This window comes from Planktosalinus lacus, assembly GCF_014640155.1.
GTDB classification, from domain to species: Bacteria; Bacteroidota; Bacteroidia; order Flavobacteriales; family Flavobacteriaceae; genus Planktosalinus; species Planktosalinus lacus.
The window spans coordinates 77,432-101,971 of record NZ_BMGK01000003.1 but is presented as its reverse complement, the minus strand read 5'-3'; the positions used below and the strand labels follow the sequence as shown (position 1 = coordinate 101,971).

20 protein-coding genes and 1 tRNA gene are annotated in these 24,540 nt (G+C 36.4%); 9 read left to right on the top strand and 12 right to left on the bottom strand.

Features of this window, described 5'->3' with window-relative positions; all coding sequences use genetic code 11:
* The first annotated feature begins 112 nt into the window (after positions 1 to 112).
* From IEV69_RS04200 to IEV69_RS04190, 3 genes are all read left to right on the top strand, one after another.
* Entirely contained in the window at positions 113 to 1,090 is a 978-nt protein-coding gene (locus IEV69_RS04200; protein ID WP_188439787.1) for a M23 family metallopeptidase, read from the top strand.
* Between the two features lie 99 nt (positions 1,091 to 1,189).
* Complete coding sequence (locus IEV69_RS04195; protein WP_188439785.1) at positions 1,190 to 1,519, top strand: MerR family transcriptional regulator; 330 nt, start codon at positions 1,190 to 1,192, stop codon at positions 1,517 to 1,519.
* A 78-nt stretch (positions 1,520 to 1,597) separates the two neighbouring features.
* Positions 1,598 to 3,640 (top strand): alpha/beta hydrolase family protein, encoded by a 2,043-nt coding sequence (locus tag IEV69_RS04190; RefSeq protein WP_188439783.1) that lies wholly within the window; start codon positions 1,598 to 1,600, stop codon positions 3,638 to 3,640.
* Between the two features lie 55 nt (positions 3,641 to 3,695).
* Here the strand turns inward: IEV69_RS04190 and IEV69_RS04185 are convergent, their stop codons facing one another.
* Positions 3,696 to 6,479 carry an outer membrane beta-barrel protein gene (locus tag IEV69_RS04185; RefSeq protein WP_188439781.1) on the bottom strand — a complete coding sequence of 928 codons (2,784 nt, stop codon included), beginning with the start codon at positions 6,477 to 6,479 and terminating at the stop codon, positions 3,696 to 3,698.
* Between the two features lie 308 nt (positions 6,480 to 6,787).
* Here IEV69_RS04185 and IEV69_RS04180 point away from each other — a divergent pair, with 308 nt between their 5' ends.
* Entirely contained in the window at positions 6,788 to 7,942 is a 1,155-nt protein-coding gene (locus IEV69_RS04180) for a transporter (RefSeq protein WP_188439779.1), read from the top strand.
* 31 nt (positions 7,943 to 7,973) lie between these two features.
* On the opposite strand, the gene der is transcribed toward IEV69_RS04180, so the two are convergent.
* Positions 7,974 to 9,278 carry a ribosome biogenesis GTPase Der gene (gene der / locus IEV69_RS04175; RefSeq protein ID WP_188439777.1) on the bottom strand — a complete coding sequence of 435 codons (1,305 nt, stop codon included), beginning with the start codon at positions 9,276 to 9,278 and terminating at the stop codon, positions 7,974 to 7,976.
* 87 nt (positions 9,279 to 9,365) lie between these two features.
* Between der and IEV69_RS04170 the strand changes: the two genes are divergently transcribed.
* The gene (locus IEV69_RS04170; RefSeq protein ID WP_188439775.1) at positions 9,366 to 9,860 is read left to right on the top strand and encodes a hypothetical protein; all 495 of its coding nucleotides are present in this window, start codon (positions 9,366 to 9,368) and stop codon (positions 9,858 to 9,860) included.
* A 177-nt stretch (positions 9,861 to 10,037) separates the two neighbouring features.
* On the opposite strand, the gene era is transcribed toward IEV69_RS04170, so the two are convergent.
* Entirely contained in the window at positions 10,038 to 10,922 is an 885-nt protein-coding gene (era, locus tag IEV69_RS04165; protein ID WP_188439773.1) for a GTPase Era, read from the bottom strand.
* Positions 10,923 to 11,223: 301 nt separating this feature from the next.
* On the opposite strand from era, the gene IEV69_RS04160 reads away from it, so the two are divergent.
* Positions 11,224 to 12,444 carry a DEAD/DEAH box helicase gene (locus tag IEV69_RS04160; RefSeq protein ID WP_188439771.1) on the top strand — a complete coding sequence of 407 codons (1,221 nt, stop codon included), beginning with the start codon at positions 11,224 to 11,226 and terminating at the stop codon, positions 12,442 to 12,444.
* A 96-nt stretch (positions 12,445 to 12,540) separates the two neighbouring features.
* Here the strand turns inward: IEV69_RS04160 and IEV69_RS04155 are convergent, their stop codons facing one another.
* The 4 genes from IEV69_RS04155 to IEV69_RS04140 all read right to left on the bottom strand — a co-directional run bounded on the left by IEV69_RS04155 (position 12,541) and on the right by IEV69_RS04140 (position 14,832).
* A complete protein-coding gene (locus IEV69_RS04155) occupies positions 12,541 to 13,089 on the bottom strand; it encodes a lipid-binding SYLF domain-containing protein (RefSeq protein WP_188439769.1) in 549 nt (182 codons plus the stop codon).
* A gap of 160 nt (positions 13,090 to 13,249) precedes the next feature.
* On the bottom strand, positions 13,250 to 13,678 hold the full coding sequence (locus IEV69_RS04150) for a hypothetical protein (RefSeq protein WP_188439767.1): 429 nt from the start codon (positions 13,676 to 13,678) through the stop codon (positions 13,250 to 13,252).
* A 35-nt stretch (positions 13,679 to 13,713) separates the two neighbouring features.
* The gene (gene wrbA / locus IEV69_RS04145) at positions 13,714 to 14,322 is read right to left on the bottom strand and encodes an NAD(P)H:quinone oxidoreductase (RefSeq protein ID WP_188439765.1); all 609 of its coding nucleotides are present in this window, start codon (positions 14,320 to 14,322) and stop codon (positions 13,714 to 13,716) included.
* 96 nt (positions 14,323 to 14,418) lie between these two features.
* Complete coding sequence (locus IEV69_RS04140) at positions 14,419 to 14,832, bottom strand: YkvA family protein (protein ID WP_188439763.1); 414 nt, start codon at positions 14,830 to 14,832, stop codon at positions 14,419 to 14,421.
* Positions 14,833 to 15,054: 222 nt separating this feature from the next.
* On the opposite strand from IEV69_RS04140, the gene IEV69_RS04135 reads away from it, so the two are divergent.
* From IEV69_RS04135 to IEV69_RS04125, 3 genes are all read left to right on the top strand, one after another.
* A complete protein-coding gene (locus tag IEV69_RS04135) occupies positions 15,055 to 16,722 on the top strand; it encodes a formate--tetrahydrofolate ligase (RefSeq protein ID WP_188439761.1) in 1,668 nt (555 codons plus the stop codon).
* Positions 16,723 to 16,938: 216 nt separating this feature from the next.
* Positions 16,939 to 17,011 (top strand) — tRNA-Met (locus tag IEV69_RS04130).
* Positions 17,012 to 17,445: 434 nt separating this feature from the next.
* A complete protein-coding gene (locus tag IEV69_RS04125; RefSeq protein WP_188439759.1) occupies positions 17,446 to 18,348 on the top strand; it encodes an Abi family protein in 903 nt (300 codons plus the stop codon).
* Positions 18,349 to 18,425: 77 nt separating this feature from the next.
* Here IEV69_RS04125 and IEV69_RS04120 read toward each other — a convergent pair whose 3' ends face one another.
* The 5 genes from IEV69_RS04120 to IEV69_RS04100 form a co-directional block, all read right to left on the bottom strand.
* Positions 18,426 to 19,250: a hypothetical protein gene (locus IEV69_RS04120; protein WP_188439758.1), complete on the bottom strand. Its 825-nt coding sequence runs from the start codon at positions 19,248 to 19,250 to the stop codon at positions 18,426 to 18,428.
* A gap of 33 nt (positions 19,251 to 19,283) precedes the next feature.
* Complete coding sequence (locus tag IEV69_RS04115; RefSeq protein WP_188439756.1) at positions 19,284 to 19,736, bottom strand: hypothetical protein; 453 nt, start codon at positions 19,734 to 19,736, stop codon at positions 19,284 to 19,286.
* Between the two features lie 131 nt (positions 19,737 to 19,867).
* Complete coding sequence (locus IEV69_RS04110) at positions 19,868 to 20,548, bottom strand: hypothetical protein (RefSeq protein WP_188439754.1); 681 nt, start codon at positions 20,546 to 20,548, stop codon at positions 19,868 to 19,870.
* 115 nt (positions 20,549 to 20,663) lie between these two features.
* Positions 20,664 to 21,167: a hypothetical protein gene (locus tag IEV69_RS04105; RefSeq protein ID WP_188439752.1), complete on the bottom strand. Its 504-nt coding sequence runs from the start codon at positions 21,165 to 21,167 to the stop codon at positions 20,664 to 20,666.
* Positions 21,168 to 21,201: 34 nt separating this feature from the next.
* A complete protein-coding gene (locus IEV69_RS04100; RefSeq protein ID WP_188439750.1) occupies positions 21,202 to 24,420 on the bottom strand; it encodes a type ISP restriction/modification enzyme in 3,219 nt (1,072 codons plus the stop codon).
* Positions 24,421 to 24,540: the final 120 nt, after the last annotated feature.

The window sequence follows — 24,540 nt, the reverse complement described above, 5'->3', positions numbered from 1 at the left end:
AAGCTAAAGGAATATTAATTTAAGAGCAGGTCTTATACTATTTTATATTTTTGCAAGTTAAAAAGTAATTGTTACTTTTAACCCACGATGCAAAAATAGCACATTTTAACTTATGTCAAAGGTTAAATATTATTACGACAGCGATACCCTATCCTACCGAAAAATAGAGAGAAAAAAAGGCCGGCGCTTTGGATTGATTTTAATCTATATCCTTGGTATGGTTCTGAGTGGTTTTATTTTACTTTTGGTTTATTTAAGCATTCCTTCTCTTGAAACACCCCGAGAAAAATTATTAAGCCGAGAGCTTGCAAACATGGAGCTTCAATATGAGTTGTTAAACCGAAAAATGACCGATATTGAAGATGTTCTAGCAGAAGTTGCTGAACGAGACGATAACATCTACAGGCTTTATTTCGAGGCAGAACCCATTCCCAAAGAGCAACGCAAAGCCGGATTTGGTGGTGTTAACAGGTATCGTGATCTTGAAGGTTTTGACAATTCCAGGTTGATTATGTCAACCCATAGAAGAATGGACATTTTAACCAAACAGTTGGTTGTACAATCAAAATCACTTGATGAAATTACTGTTTTGGCAGAAGAAAAAGAAAACTTATTAGCCGCTATTCCAGCTATACAACCTGTAGCTAATGAGGATTTATCACGTATGGCATCCGGTTATGGTTGGCGGAATGACCCCTTCACTAAAGTGAGAAAATTTCACTACGGGATGGATTTTACAGCACCACGAGGAACTCCTATTTATGCTACAGGAAACGGACGTGTAATGCGAGCAGACAACCGAGCCACCGGTTATGGAAACCATATTGTCATTGACCATGGGTTTGGATATGAAACGCTTTATGCTCATTTACACAAATACAATGTTAGAGTTGGGCAACTTGTGGAACGCGGTGATATTATAGGTTTTATTGGAAGTACAGGAAGGTCGCAAGCCCCTCACTTACATTATGAAGTGAGTAAAGATGGTCAACAAATTAACCCTATAAATTTCTATTACGGAAACTTAACTGCAGAAGAGTTTGAAATTCTTTTAAGAAAATCACAACAAGAAAATCAATCGCTGGATTAAAAGCCTGTGAATTATCATATTTTTATTTTAGCTTTATACTTTCCTTGTAAACCAAAACTGAAGCCTACATTTACACACCCTTTGGGTTAAAAAATAAAGATGAAAGCAAACCTTCCCGAAAAAAGATACTATAACATTGGTGAAGTGGCCAAGGCTTTTGATGTTAACCCTTCATTGATTCGTTTTTGGGAAAAGGAGTTTGCCGAAGTGAAACCAAAAAAAAACGCCAAAGGTAATCGAAAATTCACCCCTGATGATATCAAAAATCTGGAGCTCATTTTTTACCTTGTCAAAGAACGCGGTTTTACTTTAGAAGGAGCAAAAACACATTTAAAGGAAAACAGAAAAAAAACCATGGATTCGTTTGAAATCATTCAAAAGCTCGAACACGTCAAAGCTGAACTTCACAAATTGAAAGAGGGTCTATAAATAATCCACAAGAGGCTGTTACTCTTTACATTCCTTTTTTTAGTACCTTGTTAGCGATTAAACCAATCATTTTAAATTATGAAAGCACTTTTTACAAAATGCATGGGATTGATGTGCATTCTCTTTTTAAGCAGTCTAACCCTCTCTTCCCAAAACAAAACACCTTTTGATTATTTAGACGTTTTTGAAATGCAATATGCCGCCCAACCGGAAATTTCACCTGACGGAAGCCAAATTGTATATCTTAGAAACCAGTTTGATATCAAAACCGACAAAAAATTCACTAACCTGTGGCTGATTGATTATGACGGAACATCAGAAGTACCGCTCACCTCCGGAAAACAAAATTACAGCAATGCAAAATGGTCTCCCGATGGCGAAAAAATAGCCTATGTGAGTGCTGAAGAAGGAAGCTCACAAATTTTTGTGCGATGGATGAAAACCGGACAAACGGCTTCCATAACCAACTTAACAAAATCACCGGGAAACCTCAGCTGGTCACCCGATGGAAAGTGGATTGCTTTCACCATGTTTGTACCCTCGGAGGAAGCCAAAATAGGCAAATTTCCAGGTCCACCTGAAGGTGCTGAATGGGCAAAACCGGCAAAAATTATTGACAAGGTAAACTACAGGTCTGACGGGAATTTTGGTTTTGTTGAATCAGGTTTTAGGCATCTTTTTGTCGTAAGTGCCAATGGAGGGGCTGCCAGACAAATTACCTTTGGAGACTTCAACCATTCCACTTTCAGCTGGATGCCTGATGGGAAAACAATCATCGTTTCGGCCAACCGCGAAGAAAATGCTGAGCTCAACCCTAACAATTCACACCTTTATAAAGTCAATACGCTTTCAAACAGTATTGCTAAAATAACGACAGGCAAAGGGCCCTATCAAAGCCCCAAAGTTTCACCAGACGGCAAGAAGGTTCTTTTCTCACACTATGAGGATAAGTTTGTGGGCTATCAATTATCAAAAATATTCCATATGAATCCTGACGGGTCTCAAGTTACAGAAATCAAACATAACCTGGGATTGGATATTGATGATTATGAGTGGGATCGGAATAGTAAGAGTCTTTTTATAAAATATACCAAACACGGTGAAGGGGTTTTGGCGTCTATGGACCTCAATGGAAATACAACAAACATAACATCAAAAATTGGGAGTGAAAGCTATGGAAGACCATACAGCTCTGGTTCTTTTTCAATAGCCAAAAATGGGAATTATGTATTTACACAAGCAAGCACCTCACGTCCTGCAGAGCTTGCCGTGGGAAAATATCCTTCCAAAACAGAAGCGAAAAGAATCACTTCATTAAATGACAATTTTCTTATAAACAAAACAATTGGTGACGTTGAAGAAATCTGGTTTAAATCCTCTTATGACAACAAAGAAGTACAGGGTTGGATTATCTATCCACCCGATTTTGATGCTTCCAAAAAGTATCCTTTAATCCTTGAAATCCACGGTGGCCCATACCTTAGCTATGGCCCGCATTTCACTCCTGAACTTCAGCTAATGGCCACGCAGGGCTATGTAGTTTTATACACCAATCCGCGTGGGAGTACCAGTTATGGAGAAGAATTTGCCGCTTATATCAACAACAATTACCCCAGTGAAGATTATGACGATTTGATGAGTGGTATTGATGCTGTGATTGCAAAAGGGTTTATCAACACAGACAGGCTATACATCACAGGTGGAAGTGGCGGCGGTGTACTTTCCAGCTGGAGCATAGGAAAAACAGACCGTTTTGCTGCAGCCGTGGTTAGCAAACCTGTGATCAACTGGTATAGTTTTGCTTTGACCTCAGACGGCGGGTCGATATATTATCAATACTGGTTCAACAAAAAACCCTGGGAAGACCCCGATCAGTATTTGGATCATTCACCCATTTCACTGGTTGGAAACGTAAATACCCCGGCGATGATTATTTGCGGGGAAAATGATTACAGAACCCCCATGAGCGAATCTGAACAATATTACAATGCGTTGAAGATACAAGGCAAAGAAGCCATGTTAGTGCGCATCCCTGAGGCAAGTCATGGCATTACGGCCAGACCCTCAAATATTATCAGGCAGGTGGGCTATATCGTGGGATGGTTTGACAAGCATCAATAAATTTGGTACAGAACAACTTTTATATTCCTAAAGTTATTTTTAAAATGGTATTACTCTAGAAAAAGAAGAAAGGGCTACCCGTTTGGGTTTCGCCTTTCTTTCCCAATGTGTTAAATTTCCAGCTGAAGCTCACCATAAAATACTGTTGAAGCACGGTGCTTTGGACATCTTGTATATAATTTTGGCTAACAGAACGCCTGGCATTTGTATTTTGGTTTAACAAATCATAGGCTTTCACTGTAATGATGCCCCGGTCATTTAATATAGTATATGCGAGCGTGCTGTTCCAGAACCACGAACTTCTTTGGAATCCGGCTGCAACATTTGGATTGTAATTATAATTTATATCATTGCGCCACTCCAAGTTTTTGGGTAAAAAGGTAGCTGTTTGGAATCTTAGATTATGGCTTATGAATTCTTCTTCCTCAAAAATATCAATATCATATTCATTTTTGTTAAAACTAAGTCTGTAACTCGGTTTTATTTCCAAAACGTCCTTCCAGTTATAGGTAAATCCTACATTGGGTGTTAAACTAATAAACTTGGAGGCAAACTTTTCATCATTGTTAAAGTTTATTGCTTTTGTTAAATTGCCCCATATACCCGCATTGACCTTTAGCGTATGGATTGTATCGAGCTTAATTGATTTGCTGTAGTTACCTCCTAAATACCCGTTATAATTCCCATTAACATTGGTATAGGTTGTGGTTCTTTTTAAGTTTTCATCAAAAAATATGATGGGTGTTACCTGATTGTTTACGATAGAAAAATTGGAATAAAAATTCACTCCTGTCCCCTTTTGGAAATCATAGTTGTTGTAGCTTACATAAGCCCTGTGGGTATTGATTGGTTCCAAATCTGGGTTTCCTATGATTGTATTGAGCGGGTCAGAAACATCTTCAAAAGGCTGAAGCTGTTCTAAAGTTGGGGGTGAATTATTGAGGCTATAATTAAAATAAACCGACTTTTGAGGTGAAAACCTGTAGTTGAAAAAAGTGTTGTATTCCAGCGCTTCAAACTCTTGTTTGGCACTCAGCCCGGGTCGTAGTTTATCGGTGGTTTCAAGAACCCTATTCATATAGGAGCCGCTCACACTAAACGTGTAATCTTCTTTTCTTATCGTAAGACCAATGGCAGGGGTACTACGGTTGTTCTTAAAAATAAAATCTGTACTTAATAAAGAATTAAAGTCATCATACTCCTGTGTGTTTTCATTGAAATCAAAGGTGCTGCGCAAACTTTTTCGAGTGTCAGCACGATAGCTGTACCTTAAATCAATAAAGACTTCTTTTGCCACTATTGGAATATTGTATCTTACTGAGCCAAAAAAGCTGTTAAAAGTCTGGTTCCTGTCTGTTAACTGATTTCTGATTTCGTCATTTAAAGGATCTCCCGTAAAAATTGTTTCCGAATTAAGCAAATCGCTCCCCTCCAGATCATTCCATTCATTATTTATATTGACAGCCAAAGAAGCGCCTCTGTCCCCAAAACGTTTTGTAATATCCAGCGCGTTTTTGAAAACTTTGGAAGTTGAATTGGTCCTGTTATCCAGTGTGCTTTGGTTGGTGGTTTCTCCGTTTTCAGTAAGGGTCACTTCATCCCGCATATGGATACTTTCAGTGGTTCCGTAACTTATAGAAGGTTTTATATTGATTAAAAAAGTTGAATCTATTTTTACATCAAACTTCATATTGGAACTGTGCAAATCATTATTCTGCCTTGTGGATGCGGTTGAATTTGTAAAGAAACGCGTGTCAGGAAATATATTTTCCCTTTCTATTGTCTCATCATCCATTGAATTTGCCCCGGAATAAAAATAATCTGCCGAGAGATCCATTTTTTCCCCATAGGCATCAGCAAAGCTTGCACCAGCACTTCTGGAGTTAACAATTCCTTTGCCAAAACCAAAAGCCTTATCGTCTATTTGAAAGCCGCCTGAAGAGTTCATCATTACCATACTTCCCCCGCCAAACATTTTCTGTATTTCCCCAAAACTAAATCCCGGCGAATTTGTATTGTTTCCGCCGCCAAGGACACTGAGTCGCCTGTCACCGTCAAACCGGTTTACGATTCCTGCATATTCAAAACGCTCATCTGTGCCACCCCCGGCTGATAAACGGCCAAAAGTGCCTTTGTTTTTCTCCTCACTGATGGTTAGGTTAACCGTTTTATTTTCCTGGTCTCCTTCTTCATCTGTAAAGGCTTCTGCGTCGGTTTTGGTATCCATGACCTGCACTTTTTCAATCATTTCTTTGGTGAGATTGCGGGTAGCGATGGTAGGGTCATCACCAAAAAAGGGTTTTCCGTTGACTAAAAGCTTATTGACAGGTTTTCCATTTACAGTGATATTCCCTTCAAGATCGACCTCAACGCCGGGCAGTTCTTTCAATAAATCTTCAACGGTTGCACCAGCCCTTGTTTTAAAAGAAGCGGCATTAAATTCTAAAGTATCTTTTTTAATGGTGATGGGAGCTACAGAGCGTATGACAATTTCATCCAGCGCATTTGAGTCCAATAGCAATGCAATGGGCTCATCGAGCTCTATTTTCTCTGCATTAATAGCAACAATTTGTTTGTGAGGCGCATAGCCTACATAAGAAACAAACAAACTCAGTTTTTCTTCATATGTTTTCCCGAAAAGTTCAAAATTTCCGTTTTTGTCAGAAATGGTGTAGGTATTTAAAGTGCTGTCTCTTTCCCTCTCAAGGTAGACCGTAGCAGATTCCAATGGCTCGCCGGTGTCGCTGGCCACTATTTGTCCGGTAATTTCAAAGGGTTTTATTTGTGATTGTACAGTAGCTGTGAGTAGTAAAAACAATAAAAAAAAACCTATTCTCATAAATTGTATGCAATTAACCAATATCAATTTTTTAAATCAAACTTTAAAAATAGTTTAATTTATCGATAGAAATACATTTCAATTGAAAAATACGTGTAATTACGTAGTACACAAATGACTTAACCAATGATACTTTACCAACATATTCCTAAAAAAAAGTGAAGCATATTGCTTGATTCTTATTTTAATATTCATCAACAGAAAGACCTTATATGTAGATATATACTATTCTTTTTGATAATTTATTTAGACATATTAATTTATTTTCTAAATATTACTACATTTGAAAACCAACCAAACCAATTTATATGTATTTTAACTATTTTAAAGTAAGCCTATTGACCCTTGGCTTGATTTTCTGTTTCTCTACAGAAATATTAGCGCAAGGCTGTGTTGCCATTCGTGGAGGTTCCAGTTGCAGCACTGGTTTCGGAAATGTTTTTAACTTAAGTAAAGGAGAAGTTTTAGCCGGAATCAATTACAGACATTTTAAGTCTTTCAGACACTTTAGAGGTGACCATGAAGAACCCCATCGCGTGGAGCAAGGTACCGAGGTAATTAACTATTCAAATCTTTTAGATTTTAATGTTACTTATGGTATCACCAATCGACTGTATGCTACTGCAACTCTTCCTTTTGTTCATTTTGACCGTTCATCAATGTATGAACACGGCGGAAATCCTCCAAACGGACTTGGAGAAAGGCATTACACAACTGCTTATGGACTTGCAGACATTCGTGTTGGCGCCGGTTACTGGCTTTTTGATCCCATTGAAAACCATTCTTACAACTACGCCGTAGGCCTAGGCTTCAAGTTACCTACCGGAAAACATGATTATACCGATACTTTTTACAACCAAGGACCAGACAGAGATGAAACCCGAGAAGCTGTTGTTGATCAATCAATTCAACCCGGTGATGGAGGGTTTGGAATCACAGTTGACTTTCAAGGAAATCATTTTGTTAGTGATCACTTTGTGATGAGCACTTTTCTATACTATATGCTAAATGTCACAGAAACCAATGGTGTTTTAACCAGGAATGGTAATTCTGAATTTTCAAGTCCCGATCAATTTGCTGCTCTTTTAGGAGTTACATATATATCAAATTTAAAAGGTTTGGGTATTTACTTTGGAGGTAGGCTGGAAGGAGTTCCATCCAGTGACCTTATTGGTGGAAGTGAAGGTTATCGCAGACCCGGGTATGCAGTTTCTTTAGAACCCGGATTAAATTTCGCTAAAAACAATTTCATTTTTAACTTAACAGTTCCAATAGCTATTTATAGAAATAGAATCCAAAGTTATGCAGATAAACTCATTACACAGCAAACCGGAGAATTCAGAATAGGTGATGCCGCTTTTGCAGACTATCTAATTAACTTTAGTGTTGCATATAAGTTCGGTGGCAACCAACAAAAGGAAATTGAAGGTAGTGAGCTTGAATTTATAAATGATAGCAACTAATCATTATAAAAAAGATTCAGGGTTAAAATGATTATTTTTTTCTAAAATAAATAGTAATAGGTACCCCATGAAAATCAAATTTATCTCTCAATTTGTTTTCTATAAATCGCTTGTATGGATCTTTAATGTATTGAGGTAAATTACAGAAAAAAGCAAATGTTGGATGTGGAGTGGGTAGCTGTGTGCAGTATTTTATTTTCACATACTTCCCTTTATAAGCCGGTGGTGGAGTGTGATTAATGATTTCGAGCATGACATCATTAAATTTACTCGTGGGAATGCGTCTGCTTCTGTTTTCATACACCTCAACTGCAGTTTCAATTGCTTTAAAAATGCGTTGCTTAGTTAGTGCAGAAATAAAAACAATGGGCACGTCTGTAAAAGGTTCACAACGCTCCCTGATCATTTTTTCAAAGGTTTTGGTGGTATGGGTATCTTTTTCTACAAGGTCCCATTTATTGACCAATATGACAATTCCTTTATTGTTACGTTGGGCCAACCAAAATATATTTTGATCTTGTCCTTCAAAACCTCTTGTTGCATCAATTACTAACACGGCTACGTCACAATGTTCCAAAGCACGAACACTGCGCATCACTGAATAAAACTCCAGATCTTCTTTTACTTTTGATTTTCTTCTGATTCCGGCGGTATCGACCAGGTTAAATTCAAAACCAAACCTGTTGTACTTGGTATCAATTGCATCTCTTGTTGTTCCTGCCACATCGGTAACAATATATCGTTCTTCACCTATCAAAGCATTGATGAAAGATGATTTTCCGGCATTGGGTCTACCCACAATAGCGAAACGTGGAAGCTCGTCTTCCTCTTTTAGTTCTTTTTCAGGTAAGGTCTCAACCAAATCATCTAAAAGTTCTCCGGTTCCGCTTCCGTTGATGCTTGCAATAGTATAAATCTTTTCAAACCCTAAGGAATAAAATTCAGCAGCATCACCGGCTCTTTTTGCATTATCCACTTTATTGACGGCAAGAAATACCGGCTTACTGGTGCGGTGTAAAAGTTTGGCGACAACTTCATCCATTCCTGTCACACCGGCCTCAACATCCACCATAAAAATAATGGCATCTGCTTCATCAATGGCAAGCTCCACCTGTTTGTCAATTTCAGCTTCAAATACATCTTCACTGCCTTTTACATAACCACCGGTATCAATGAGAGAAAACTCTTTGCCGTTCCAGTCACTTTTTCCGTAATTTCTGTCACGGGTCACTCCACTCACAGCATCAACAATCGCTTCACGACGCTTGATCATTCTGTTAAAAAAAGTTGATTTACCAACATTGGGTCTTCCGACCACGGCTACAATTGCAGACATCCTTGAATTTAATTTTTTGCAAAGGTACGTGTTTTGTTGTTAGTTTTACATCAAGTTGCTATTTTAGGCGCTTCTATATAAAGTGTTATGGAAATCGAAAATCAAATTCAACTCAGGCCGCGTTTTGAACGCATAACACATAAATCAATGGAAGCAATCACGAAGCGGGTTATTTCGTTAAGCGAAAAGCTAAACCCTCATTTTGTCTTAAAACAACTTGATGAGCATTTATGGATTTCGATTGGGTCAGAAAATAAAAAGTATTACTCCCCTCATCTTCATATAGAATTTGAACCTCTTGAAGATGGAACTACCAAAGTAAAAGGGTTGTTTGGACCTGAACCTGCACTATGGACCTTGTTTATGTTTTTACATTTTGTGGTAGCAGGAATCTTCATCATTTTTGGCGTATTTTCTTATTCCAACTGGTCATTGAGACAGCCCTATGGAATTCATATACTCATTATGTTATTGATGGTTATTGCCTGGTTCAGTCTTTATTTTATAGCGAGAAGCAACCGAAAAAAAGGAATGCCTCAAGCCTATGAGCTTGAGAAAGTGATGGAAGAGTTATTGAAATGAGAGGAGTTGGATTTGGCATATTGGTTGAATGGGAAAAATTCCAAAAATTCAAGCATCAAGTCCCAAAGATTCACAAAGAAAATTTGTTAACTTGTGTAATTTAGCGCTTGGGTTTTGGTGCTTTCAAACACTCACCCTAGCTTCGGCAGACAAGCTCTGCTCAATAACCTCTATTTACTAAGAATCGTATCCAAACCTCCTCAACTGTCTTGCATCACTACGCCAGTTTTTATTAACTTTTACATACAGTTCCAGATGCACCTGTTTACCGAAGAATTTCTCCAGGTCTTTTCTTGATTCAACGCCCACACGTTTCAAAGCTTCGCCTTTGTGACCAATGATGATTCCTTTTTGGGTGTCACGTTCAACCATAATGACTGCCCGCATTCTGATGATGTTTTCTTCTTCAAAAAACTCTTCAGTATCCACCTCAACACTGTAAGGAATTTCCTTTTTGTAGTGCATTAGTATTTTTTCCCTGATGGTTTCATTTACAAAAAAGCGTTCGGGTTTATCGGTAAGCTGGTCTTTGGGATAAAAAGGGGGTGATTCAGGTAAAAGTTCAATTATTTTATCAAACACTTCCTTTACCTGAAAACCTTCCAGAGCCGAAATGGCAAATATTTCAGCATTGGGCACTTTTTGGGCCCAGAGCTGCACCTGCTCTTCCAGTTGCTCCTGATTGGATTTGTCAATTTTATTGATCAACAACAAAACGGGAATTTTTGAATGGACAATCTTATTAAAAAAAGCTTCATCTTTTAGTTCCTTTTCGCCGATTTCCACCATATAAATCAGTACATCTGCATCTTCAAAGGCAGATTTCACAAACCCCATCATCGATTCCTGCAGCTGATAAGCTGGTTTGATAATTCCGGGAGTGTCGCTTAGAATCATCTGAAAATCATCGCCATTCACGATGCCAAGAATACGATGCCTTGTCGTTTGTGCCTTGCTGGTGATGATGGACAGTTTTTCACCCACAAAGGCATTCATCAAGGTGGATTTTCCCACATTGGGGTTGCCTATAATGTTAACGAAACCGGCTTTGTGTTTTTGCATAGCAAGAATTTGAACTGCAAAAGTACGGCAAATTTTTCATCCAATTCTTTTGATTTCAAACCATCAGGTTTTAAAAAATCAATAAAATATTCTGAGTATTCCTAAAAATAGCTTAGCTTTGCCGCTGATATTAGCGATATAAAAAATCGAAAATAAATATCACTACTCTTTTTCTTTCCTAAGTTTCGGAAATAACCCTCCAAATTACATTTAAAGTTTAAGCAGTACAAAAAAGAATTCCTGTCTCAAAGACCGAGACAGTGAACCTTTTACAATTTATTCGGTCTTAAACTATATTAAAATGACATTTGAAAATTTAAATTTGATAGCCCCTATCCTTGAGGCTTTAAAAACGGAAGGATACACAACCCCCACACCCATACAAGCACAAACCATCCCACTCGCACTTGAAGGAAAAGATGTTTTGGGTTGCGCCCAAACCGGAACCGGAAAAACCGCCGCCTTTGCCATTCCCATCATTCAACTGATGAGTCAGGACCGTACACATCATAACGGAAAGCGTCCCATCAGAAGTTTGATCTTAACCCCCACACGAGAACTCGCCATACAAATTGCCGAAAGTTTTGAAAACTATGGTGCCAACACCAATCTAAAATATGAAGTGATTTTTGGCGGTGTGAGTCAAAACAGTCAGGTGAAATCATTACGATTGGGCATTGATGTTTTAATTGCCACACCGGGTCGTTTGCTGGATTTAATCAGTCAGAAATTTGTACATCTCAACCAACTGCAGTTTTTCGTGTTGGACGAAGCCGACCGTATGCTCGATATGGGTTTCTTAAACGATGTTAAGAAAATAATCGCCAAGATTCCCCAGAAAAGGCAATCCTTATTCTTTTCAGCTACCATGCCCGACCCCATAGTAAAACTCGCAAATACCATATTGGTCAATCCTTCCAAAGTGGAAGTAACACCGGTTTCCAGCACTGCAAACACCATCAATCAGGCGGTGTATTTTGTGGATAAAGAAAACAAAAAGCATCTCTTAAAAGAAGTGCTTTCAGATAAAAATATTGACAGGGCACTGGTCTTTACACGCACTAAACACGGTGCCGATAAAGTGGTAAAAGACCTTGTAAAAGCCGGTATTAAATCACAGGCCATTCACGGTAACAAATCACAGAACGCCCGCCAACGTGCGCTGAGCAGTTTCAAATCAAAAGAAACACGGGTGCTTGTTGCAACTGATATTGCCGCAAGGGGAATCGATATCGATGACCTGACACACGTAATCAACTATGAATTGCCCAACATTGCTGAGTCTTATGTTCATCGCATCGGGAGAACCGGAAGGGCCGGTGCTGATGGGATTGCTATCGCTTTCTGTGATGCTGAGGAGAAAGCCTATTTAAAAGATATTCAAAAACTGATTGGAAAACCTATTCCTGTATTGGAGAATGACAATTTTCCTTTGGTCAACCACCACGTGGAAAAAACCCCACAGCGTCAGCAACGTTCCTCAAGAGGATCCGGACAACGCAACAGTTCAAGAAGAAGGTAAAAAACCAATTTGCTAAAAAAAAAAACACCGCTATTTCTCCAATCTTTTGATTGAATTAATAGCGGTGTTTTCAATTAAATAATCCAGACTTATAGATTATTTATTTTTATACCTATCTAATGGACGGAATTCAAACTTTTGGCCACCCACGGAAACTTCGGCCATTAAACCAGCTTTGGGTTTCACAAATACAGCCAATCCGTCAGTAAATTTTGTATTCATTGATGTTCCTTCTTCAACTGCAATGGCAGCTACCTGTGAGGTTAACTCCAGTTCATTATTTTTAAGCTTCTTAAAAGCTTCTTCACTGTTGAAAAAAATCACCTCACTGTATGCTTTACCACCTATCTGGGCACCTACATCAAGCTGCTTCATACTGGCCATACCTACCAGTTTACCGTTTTTGTATACTGCTCCGTGACCGGAAGCGGCTCCTACAACTACAGCTCCTTTCCCTACATTTGGGAAGATTACATATGCAGTTGCATTGTCAAACTGGCTTTCAAGACCTCTGTCCAAGGCGATGAATTCCACTTTTACTGTTTCAGCATCGCTGATTATTTCCTTGTCTTTATCACTCTTTTGTGCAAAAACAATCATGCTCATAAATAGCATTGTTACTAAAATCAATTTTGTCTTTTTCATAATCCCCATGTTTTTATTGTTAGGCTCTGTAAATGTATACCTTAAAGCTACCTAACTTAGTTAAGGCCGTGTTATAAAGTGTAAATGTTCTATTAAAAAACCCATTCCGACAATTACTAGAATTATACAAAAAAAAAACGGTCTGGGCTTGATGTTTCATTTACATTTTTGTAAACGTAAGGGATTTGTTTACATCAACTGTTTCATACACCAACTGAATGGATATCGATGATGCAGCAACGATTTCCCAGTTTTCAGTCAGGCGGTCGAATGGTTCTTCAGGATTACTTCCAGTAAAGTTTATCTGAAATATTTCAGTAGATCCATTTTCATCAGAGCCCAAATAGTCCCAGCTTCCCGTGGCTGAAAAAAGATCAGTGCTGGCAATGACAGTGCCGTCAATAAAATCAAAGACATAGCTTTCAAACACGAAGGTTTCATTTTCACCGGCATTGGTATAGGTGCTAATTTCCCAGGAACCTTCTTGTAAATCGGTTTCAATGTTCTGGAATTGATTTTGAGCAGTATCATCATCTGAGCTACAGCTCATCATTAGTAGTGCAAAAAGTAAATAGAAATAATTTTTCATGATATTTTTCTTCTTGTTGATGCTTCAACTCTAGTTTATTGTAAGCCTTTTTTTACTGAAGAGGCAATCTTAAGAGTGCGTTTTGTCTGATGTGCTACTGCTTTTTGAATGATCTCTGTAACATTTTCAGGCCCATCAGAAACACTCACTCCATATGGGTTTCCTGCAGCTTCAAACTGTATTTTATCAGTATAGCCCGGTGCAGCAACAATTGCTCCCCAGTGACACATGGTTTTGTAAATGGAAAGCAACGTGGTTTCTTGTCCGCCGTGAGGGTTTGCGGCACTGGTCATAGCGCTTACTACTTTGTTGGCCAGTTTGCCGTTGGCCCACAAACCGCCGGTGGTATCGATAAAGCTCCCCAACTGTGAGGGCATATTACCATAACGTGTGGGTACGCTGAAAATAATGGCGTCTGCCCATTCCAGATCATCGAGCGAAACGGTGGGTGCATCTTTTGTTGCATTGTGATGCTTTTCCCATTTTTCATTTTGAGTGATGGCTTCCTGAGGCGCGGTTTCGGCTACCCGCAGAAGTTTTACTGTTGCACCGGTTTCTTTGGCTGCTTTTTCGGCAGTTTGGGCAAGTTTGTAATTGGTTCCGGTTGAACTGTAATAAATAATAGCAAGTTTTACATCTTTCATAGTCTTAAGTTTTGATTGTTAAAGCAATAATATACTGTGAAAGAGAGATAAACTGTAATAAAGTCCTTATAAAATTGTCCTAAAAAAAGTTAAGGATTAAGATGTTGAAGCTGTTTTAGGATGTGTTTCCTCTTTCCAGGTTTTATAAAGAACAATGTCTTTATAAACCAGTTTTAAACAAAATGCCAGCACGGTCGCATCGTCCAAATAACCGACAAAGGGAATAAAATCAGGTATGAGGTCTAAAGGCGAAATTACATAAAGTAAAGCTGCTCCAATGGAGGAAATGATAAACCAGGGCACTTTAGTGTATTTACGGGTAGCATAATCCCGAAGCATTGCAAATAACACCATAAAATCACTGAAATGCATTTTGAGCCGCTCTTGTCTTGTGAATTTTTCTTTCAGGGTTTTTTCCTTGGAAACCAGGCTCAAGAGGTCTTTTTTGGAAAAACGTTTTTGGCGCTTTTCCAGCTCAGATTTAGCCTTTTTGTTATTGAATAGTGCCATAAAGTATTATTGAATTAAAATAGATTAGATTGTAAACAAAGGTAAATCCTAAACAAGTAATTTTTAAAAAAGTAGCGTTAAAAATATAGCTTTATCTGGCAAGTTGGAATTTTCACTAACCGGAGTAAACTATTTGACTAATTATTCGTTCATTGATATTTATCATTCAATAAATGTTATAAAATCCCTATTTTTGAGAATATTAACCAGAATATACTTTCTATGACCGATTTAGACATCGCCAAAAAGGCCACTCCGATTCATATCGCAGACGTTGCAAAAAAACTAGGCATCAACCCTGATGCGTTAGAACTGTACGGAAAGCATAAAGCAAAACTTCCACTTTCACTAATAGACAAATCAAAAGCTGAAAGAAGCCATCTGATTTTAGTTTCAGCAATATCTCCTACTCCCGCAGGAGAAGGAAAAACCACCATTTCAATCGGGCTTTCTGAAGGTCTTAATCAAATTGGCAAAAAAACCACTGTTGTTTTAAGAGAACCCTCTTTAGGACCTGTTTTTGGAATTAAAGGCGGTGCGACTGGTGGCGGCTATGCACAGGTGATCCCTATGGAAGACATCAACCTGCATTTTACGGGTGATTTTTCAGCCATTGAAAAAGCACACAATTTACTTTCTGCTTTGATTGACAACAACATTCAAAGCAAAACAAACTCATTGGGAATTGATTCCCGCACAGTTGCCTGGAAACGCGTGATGGATGTCAATGACCGTTCGTTGAGAAAAATAGTTATTGGTCTGGGAGGCACAGGTTCAGGAGTTCCACGCGAATCGGGTTTTGATATAACAGCTGCTTCAGAAATTATGGCCATTCTCTGTCTTTCAAACAATTTGACCGATTTGAAAAAAAGACTGGGTAATATTTTTATAGGTTATACGTTTGATAAAAAACCCATCTTTGCCCGCGACCTGAAAGCTGAAGGCGCCATGGCAGTTTTGCTAAAAGACGCTATAAAACCTAACCTTGTTCAAACTCTTGAAGGTAATCCGGCGATTATTCACGGAGGTCCTTTTGCCAATATTGCACAGGGAACAAACACCGTGATAGCAACAAAAATGGGTATGAGTTTGTCTGACTATACTGTTACCGAAGCCGGTTTTGGTGCAGATCTTGGTGCAGAAAAGTTTTTGGACATCAAGTGTCAAAGTGCCGATTTGAAACCCAAAGTGGTCGTACTCACAGCTACCATCAGAGCCTTAAAATATCACGGTGGCGCTCCTTTAGATGATTTAAAAACACCCCATACTGAAGCTCTTAAAAAAGGATTGCCCAACCTAGAAAAACATCTTGAAAACATTCTTCAGTTCCAATTAACTCCGGTAATCGCCATCAACAAGTTTATCACAGACAGTGATGAAGAAATTGAAGTCATCAAAGCGTTTGCAAAATCAAAAGGTGTTCGTGTGGCACTTGCTGAAGTTTGGGCTGAAGGCGGAAAAGGCGCCATCGATTTAGCAAATGAAGTTGTTGCCGCTGTTGAAGAAAACAAATCAAACTTCACCCCTCTTTACGATTGGGAATCTGATGTACAGTCAAAAATTGAAACCATTGCAACCAAAATTTATGGTGCAGCCAAAGTTGAATATGCTTCAAGAGCAAAGCTTGATTTAAAGAAAATTGCCAATCTGGGACTCAATCAACTTCCTGTGTGTATAGCAAAAACTCAGAAATCACTTTCAGACAATCCGGCGTTGATTGGACGACCATCGGGCTTTACAATCACTGTCAGGGAAATTGAAATAGCAGCAGGTGCCGGGTTTTTGGTGCCTATTACAGGTGATATGATGCGCATGCCCGGATTGCCTGCACATCCGGCTTCTGAAACTATTGATATTGATGATAATGGAACTATTACGGGATTGTTTTAAAGAAAGTTTTATTCATTCGTATTGCAGAAATAGAAATCTGTTGTATATTTGCAATCCAAAAGGAAAGATGGTCAATGTATGGTTGACATTAAAAAAACATTTTTTCTTTTAAATCCATATCGCGGGAAAGAGCAGTAGGTAGCTCGTCGGGCTCATATCCGCCAAAGGCGGACACAGGTTCGAGTTGAAAAGTAATAAAGTATTGAAAATATATATCGCGGGATAGAGCAGTAGGTAGCTCGTCGGGCTCATAACCCGAAGGTCACAGGTTCGAGTCCTGTTCCCGCTACTAAGCAATAGGGCTAAATGGTTGATAAAAAGCTATTTAGCTCTTTTTTTATACCTTAAATCCCCTAATAATCCCCTAAATTAAGTGAATTTTCCTTTTATTTTTAGGCTTGTTAATATGTCTGATAGATGCTTTAAGAATGAAATTGTCTCCAAGAAATATTTTTTCTTACGCTCACCAAGATTGTTTTTTTTTTACAGATAACAAGACCTAAAAGAGTTTATTAAATATACAATAGAAGAATTGAAAAGCTTATTATTAAAGAGTGAGAGTATTTTTTAACATTTTCACAAGAATATGTTAATATATAATGTATTTTGTCGAAAACAACATCAACTACACTTCTAAACAGATATCTTATATTATCTTTGTTCCAATCGAACTCGCCACGCTTCCCTCGATCAGCGCACCCAGGCGGGTCTTTTTTTTTAATTTTGAGCAAAGAAGACTATCCAAAAAATATTCTGACTATTGATAATCAAATCAAGCAACTAAAGCAAAGAGGTTTAGTTATTGAAGATGATAATTTAGCTAAACAATATTTAAAAAATATAAGCTATTTTAGATTACAGGGTTTTTGGTGGGAACTACAAGCAGATAAAAAAAAGCATCTTTTTAAAAAAGGAACAACATTTGAAACAGTTGTATCCCTATATACATTTGATAGAAAATTGAGACTCTTAATTTTTGATGCCATTGAAAGAATTGAAGTTGCATTAAGAACTAAAATGATATATTATATTTCAATTGAAAATAATAATTGGTGGTGGTATGAGAACAAAAATCTATTTTTTAATATGGATTTTTTCGAAGAGTCAATAAAAGATATTGATAAAGAGCTTAATAGATCAAAAGAAGTATTTATTGAAACTCATTTTGAAAATTATGGCTCCCAAGATAGACCGCCTTGTTATAAAACTTTTGAAATATTGTCGCTTGGAACTTTGTCTAAAATTTATGGCAACTTGAAAAATGATTTAGATTGTAAAAAAAGACTTGCAATCGAATTTGATCTTCCTAATGAAAATTTTTTAAAAAGTTGGATGAACTCATTTAATGTGGTAAGAAATATTTGCGCCCATCATAGTAGATTATGGAACAGAAATATTCATATACCTCCAAAGCAATTATCTAAGCCAAATAGTAATTTTATTTTAATACCAAATAATGATATGTCTGTTTATTATTCTTTGTCTTGCATCATATACATATTAAACAAAGTTTCTCCAGGTCACACCACAAAAGAAAGTCTTGTTAGCCTATTTAATAATAATCCAGATAGGTTAGCTGAAATGGGATTTTCTGAAAATTGGAGAAATCAATTATTGTGGGCGTAAAAAACCATCAACGGCTCCGTTTCAGTTTGAGCAACAATTACTTTTTGATAATGTACTATATTTTCATATTTCCTAAATCAAGCTATTTTTCCTTTTGTTTTTAAGCTTGTTAGAATGTCAGATAAATACTTTAAAAAAGAAATTGCCTTTAAGCTATTTGTTTTGTTTCCATAACTAACTGAAGAACCGTGTATAATTTGATGTCTATTAAATTTACAAGGGAAACCGCCTAAATATTTTTCATTTACCATTATTGGAGTTTGGTTTTGAAGTGGTGAAATGTAATAATCTAAAAAGCCTTCAGTTTCTGCTTTAATTAATGCTGAAAATTCAGGTAAATGATTGTATTTTTTTTCTTTTTTTGTAAAAAAAGCTTTTTTAGTAAAGTCATTACTTATCCCATCTATTTGGGTAAAAATACAAGGTATGATCATCCGGTAATTCTTTTCTTTATATCCATTCAAAATATCTTCAAGGATAAATTTTCTTCGTTTATGTCTTTTTTTAAGTGTATCAAATACATCATCAATATATTCATGATAATAATCTCCAATTACCTTGTCTCCTGCCTTTATATTTCCTGACTTAAACAAAGTATAGGCATTTGCCGGCATATCTATTGGAGCTATTAAATCTATAAACCATCCGTGTCTTGAAACCAGCAATGTATGAACAGAAACGTTTTGTGTATATTCATTGAGCCTTTCACCAATAGCCTTAAATGCATCATAGTCAATGTTGATTTCTATTTTGTTTTCTTCAAAGACTTTTAAACTTTTAACGAGTCGTTCAATTGATGATTTAAGTTCATCAGGAAATTTTAATTTAGGTTGGAACTCATCAATTGAATCTCTTAAATTTGATAAAATTTGATCAAGATTAAAATTTCTATCGTTTTTCATTCAGAAGGGATATTTTAAAAAATTACATTTGCTTTAAGATTCTTTTTCCCCATTCATAGGTTTATTCTCATTCTTAATTTTATCAAGCAACATATTCAAAGCTCCAACATCTTTATCAAATAATTTCTCTAAAATTTCTTTATCACTGTCTAATGCAATTTTTAAAATTTCGAATTGTTCTTTATGTATTTGCTTTCTCATTTTTAGAATATATTTTAAAATAAATAAGCCAAATAACATTACAATTATTACAGCCAAGAGACTTACAATGATTAGATTAATTTCCCCTTTGTAATTGATAATAACAAATAATACTAATACAATTGTTAAGGATAAAAATAAATTTTTTAAAATTAGATTGAGTATTTTATTTAATTTTAGCTTAATAAAAAATTTGAAAACTATATGAACTAAAAGACTTACAAATGCTGTATACAATGTAAACAAGTGCTCTTCATAAGTCATGTCATATAAAAACTCAATCATAAAAATAATATTAATTAATCCCAAAATTATCAAACTCCACCATAAACCATAAAGTTTCCGAATGCTAAATAATGATTTTTTAATGTTGAAATACCAATGTACATGAGGAAATAAGATTTAATGATACACACTTAATTCTTTAAAAACTTAAATAATTCAATGCTGCTTTTATCTGTTTTAAAAATTTCATCAAGTAATAATAGTCGCAAATTCTTTTTTGACAAGGTGTATTCAGGTCTCCAAAATGAATTATAATCTGTTTTTTCTATTGTTTTGGATTCTTGAAGATGAATCTTATTTCTTAATTTTCTTAAATGATTTAAATCTTTAAAAAATTGATTTTCTTGATTTAACACTTTTTTTCTCTCGATTTTCTTTATCATTTGATCAAAAGTCATTGATTCAAATTCAGTTACTGTATTTTTCTTATAGATTTTAGTTTCGCTTTTAAGAGAATTACCTTCAAGGAAAAACTCAGATTTTCCTACTGTCTTAATTTCATTCCAAACTATTTTTTTTCTTAAATTCTCTTTGCAACATATTATGTAAAAAATAGCTTCTATTATTGACGTGCTAATGATTATAAAGCTTTTTATTGTCTGAATTAACAATACTTCTGAAAGATTTAGTTCATTTAAAGTTTTTCTTAAATATTCAATATATTGAATGTTATAACTAATGTTTGCTATGATGTATTTTGAGTCAGAATTAATGGTGTGATCAAAACAATATTTTGATAAATGATTCTTTATTTTATGTATAGGAATAGGGTACCATCTTTCTTTAGAACCTTTTCCAATTAATTCGCTCATACTATTTTTATTTATATATGTTTAGTTTATTATATAAACTCTGGGTCGCGTATTTTTTAGTTATTCATTTTTGCTATTCTTGTCCTTATCAGTAAGATTAACCACAATATTAATTTTATTTTTTTGAATCTTTTAAGCTCTCTTTTCCATAAATTTCTGATAAATCAAAATAATCTTCATACCTGCTAACTAAAGTGTTGATTATTATTTCACTTTCTAAAACAATTTTGTCCGCCGTACTTTTTCTTTTAAACTGTCCATTATGAACAACTGAATTTCTTTCTTTATTTATATCTTGTACTTGCTTAAGTAGTTTTTTTAATTCATTATAATAGTCTGTTCCTTTAAATATTGGCAGTAAAAGCTTGTCAAATTTACCTTGAATCCCATTTGCCCAACGTAATAAATGATTAACAAAATCTGAATCTAAATTCCTTTCTCCTTCTAATTCCTTTCTTATCACAAAATTTGCAGATAATTCAACAGCGGTTGCTGCTCGAATTATTACTGAAGACCATTCTTTTCGGCTATAAAGTCCTTGGACTTTGTTCCAATTGGATATTATTTTCGCAATATCATTTCTCTCAAGGTAGTTTTCTTTCTTTAAAGATTTTTTCATATATTATAAATTCATTCAAATTAACTTTCAATAATTACTCCTGCCAAACCCCATCAACCTCCCCCATCAACCGCTCCGTCTCCGAAAGCGCAACAATAATTTTTTGATAGTGTAAAATATCATCAAAGTTTAATTCACGGCCAACCCGGTCTTTAAGCCATTTTTGGGCGGGTTGGTAGCCTCCAATGTAAAATTCCCACGCAACGTGGGGCACGTTGTCAAAATATTGCGTATCGTTGATCCAAACACGTCCCGTTGCGGTGTCGTTGTCATACGGTTCATAACCAGGGCTGTTTTTAGTTTGTTTCCGGGTGATGATGTTATCTCCTGTTTCCGGGTAAGTTGTGATGCATTGCTCTACAACCGGGCTTTCCAGTAAATGTATTTGCCTAAGTTGGCCACCCAACGCAACCAGATGCCAAAACGCAACCGGGTCAGTTGGATAGGGAACTCTTGGGAAGTCAATTTTCAAAAACTCCTTGTATTTTTCCCGGTATTCAGAGGAGTGTAAAACCGCATAGATATAATCTAAAATTTCAATGGGAGCAAAAGTACTTTCACGGTTTTCTCTTTCAGGAACAAACTCCAACCCTAATTTTTCTTCAATTTGTGTGAGAATTTCCGGGTTTAGGTTTGGGGTTCTCTTTGGATAAGTTTCAATGGATTGCTGTTTTTTATTTTCGTGGTAAATATACAATGGTAAATTCATTGCATTAGAACCCGTTTGTGAAGATAAAAAAATCGCTTCTGAAATTTTGTCTGTTATAAAAATATGCGAAAAAGAAGCGTCTTTAAAAGCTTTTGGACACAATAAACCAAAATTATTGCCATTATAATTACTCATTACCTTCTTAACAGTTCTCCAAACTAATTTATCTTCATAAAAAATATATTTATCGTCAAACGGTCTATAACTTAATTTTTTGGCATATATATTTAAGTCCTCTACATTTTTGATGTTATCGTAACCCTCAAGAATATTCCAGCCTTTTTTCTTTTTTACTTGAAATTTATTGTGTAGTAAGTCCTCATTTCTCTCAGAGTTTTTAAAATCATTAAACCATTGTAAAAGTTCCTTTTTGGAGTCTTTTATTACAAAAGTATCGTGTGCAGTTGTAATTCCATTTCCATTAACTATAAACAAATCATTTAAAGAGAAACCTTTCAAATAATCTTCTTCTTTATCTAAATCCCTTTGTACCATGTAAAACATCGGTTCTTTTTTCTCTATTATTTTAAAACCGATTGAAGACAAATTATTATTGTTTAGAAATTCATATTTAAATTCTCGCTTGCCGAATAAATCATAATGATATACTTCTCCAAGTTCATTAAGCTTTTTCTTCCCTGTTTTAACAAAAATTGTGATTGCCACACCTTGCATAATATCAAATACATTGATGTCAGGAGAGCCATCTGGACAAGTTTCTTTCTTCTTGCTATTACCATGTAAATCTAAAGTATATATTTTATCATAGGTTTTAAGCAAGTGCCATCGCATTCCTCTAAAAGTAGGGTTATCCAAAAACCCATGCGGGTTGATAAAAGCCAAAACGCCACTTCCATTTTTTTCTATGAAATGCTGTCCATAACGTAAGAACTTGACGTAATCATCATTTATCCATTTTGAGGTTTGTTCTTTGAGTTTTTCCTTTCCGCCTGGTTCTTTTTTGTAATCTTCCATCAAACTCATAATCCAGTCACCTTTATTTGCACTTTCTCCACTATAAGGGGGATTCCCAATCACACACATCACCGGGGTATCACGTTTAATATGATTGGCTTCGTTGGCTTCGGTGCTTAACCAGTTTGAAAACAGAGTTCCGGTGTCGGGGTGGCTTTCTTCCAGGCTGTTTGTTAAAAAAACTCTTAGCCTTTGATTGGTTGTGGGTTTAAACCCGGTTTCAGTCAACAATAAATCCAGTTTTAAATGCGCCATGGCATATGAGGCCATTAGCAACTCAAAACCATTCAAACGAGGTATAAGATGTTGCTCTACATAATTACTCCAAATGCCTTGTTGCCCTTCAAAGCGTTTATAAATGTGCTTTACAGTTTCGGCCAAAAAGGTTCCCGTTCCCGTTGCGGGGTCAAGTATTTGTACTTTATGCACTTCTTGGTCATACATTTTATAACCTGAGGGTGATCGTTTGTCAGGCACCTGTGAATTTAGCTTAATAGTAGTTTTTGAGGTATCGGCCAGTCCGGCAGGTAGGTCAAATTCTGTTTTTAATATATCATCAACGGCTCTTACAATAAAATCAACAACGGGTTGCGGGGTGTACCAAACGCCCCGGGATTTGCGCAACTTGGGGTCATATTCACTTAGAAACGTTTCGTAAAAATGAATGATTGGGTCTTCCATTTTGGTGGATTTCCCGTAATTTCTTAAAAGTTGGCTCACATCACAAGCCAAAAACACTTCGGAAAGGCTTTCTACAATCCATTTTATACGATCGTCAATATCGGGGCCGGCAATGTAACCAAACAACTTTCGTAAAAAGGGATTTGATTTTGGAATGAGTTCTGCGGCCTCCTGTCTGGAGAAGTTGCTCATCGTTGGGTCGTGCAACCTGGCCGCAAACATTCCATAGGCAATGGTTTGTGCGTAAACATCGGCAAAAGCTTTGGGAGTTATATCATGTATCAATATTTCCTTAAAAGCATTCATTTGTTCTTTTAGAGTCGTGTTGGCTTGTGTCTCTTCATCACTCTCCAGGGCATTTTTTAAAACATCAGCCAGTAAACGGGCTTTTCCGGCCATCATTTCAGCCAGTTTTTTGGGACTTTTAATTGTCAGTCCTATATGAACACAAAAATCCTTAATTAAATTTTCAAATCTTTTGAAGTTTTCAGGCAATGGAACAAGGGTGTTGTTTTGTATTTCTGCGATTGAAATTTTACAAACAAAATCCTGATAATGATAAAAATGAAATTCGATATAATCAGTAAAAACAAGATTTGGCAATGAAGCTTTGTATCTATCAAATTGTTCTTTGTTCCCAGTTCTCTTTTTTCCCTCCAGGTCTTTATCACCAATGTCTTTTGCTTCGATATACCCAACGTCAATGCCGTTGCGAGACAAAATATAGTCAGGTGCCCCGCAGGCTTGGCGTTTGGGTTCGTTGGTTGCTCTTATTTCCGGCACCAAAGTTTCCAGGAGTTGTTGAAGATCACCTCTAAAAGTATGTTCGGTTGCGTTGCCTTGTTTATAGCGTTGGTTGATCGTTGCCAGATATTGTTCTATGGTCATGCCGGGTTGATTGGTTAGTTGTAATCAAATTAGGGGATAGATAAAAGCGGCTCTTACAAAGTAACGGAAAGTTTTTAATAAATAAAATGAAAAGTTTTTTCACTTTAAAAATGAAAAATA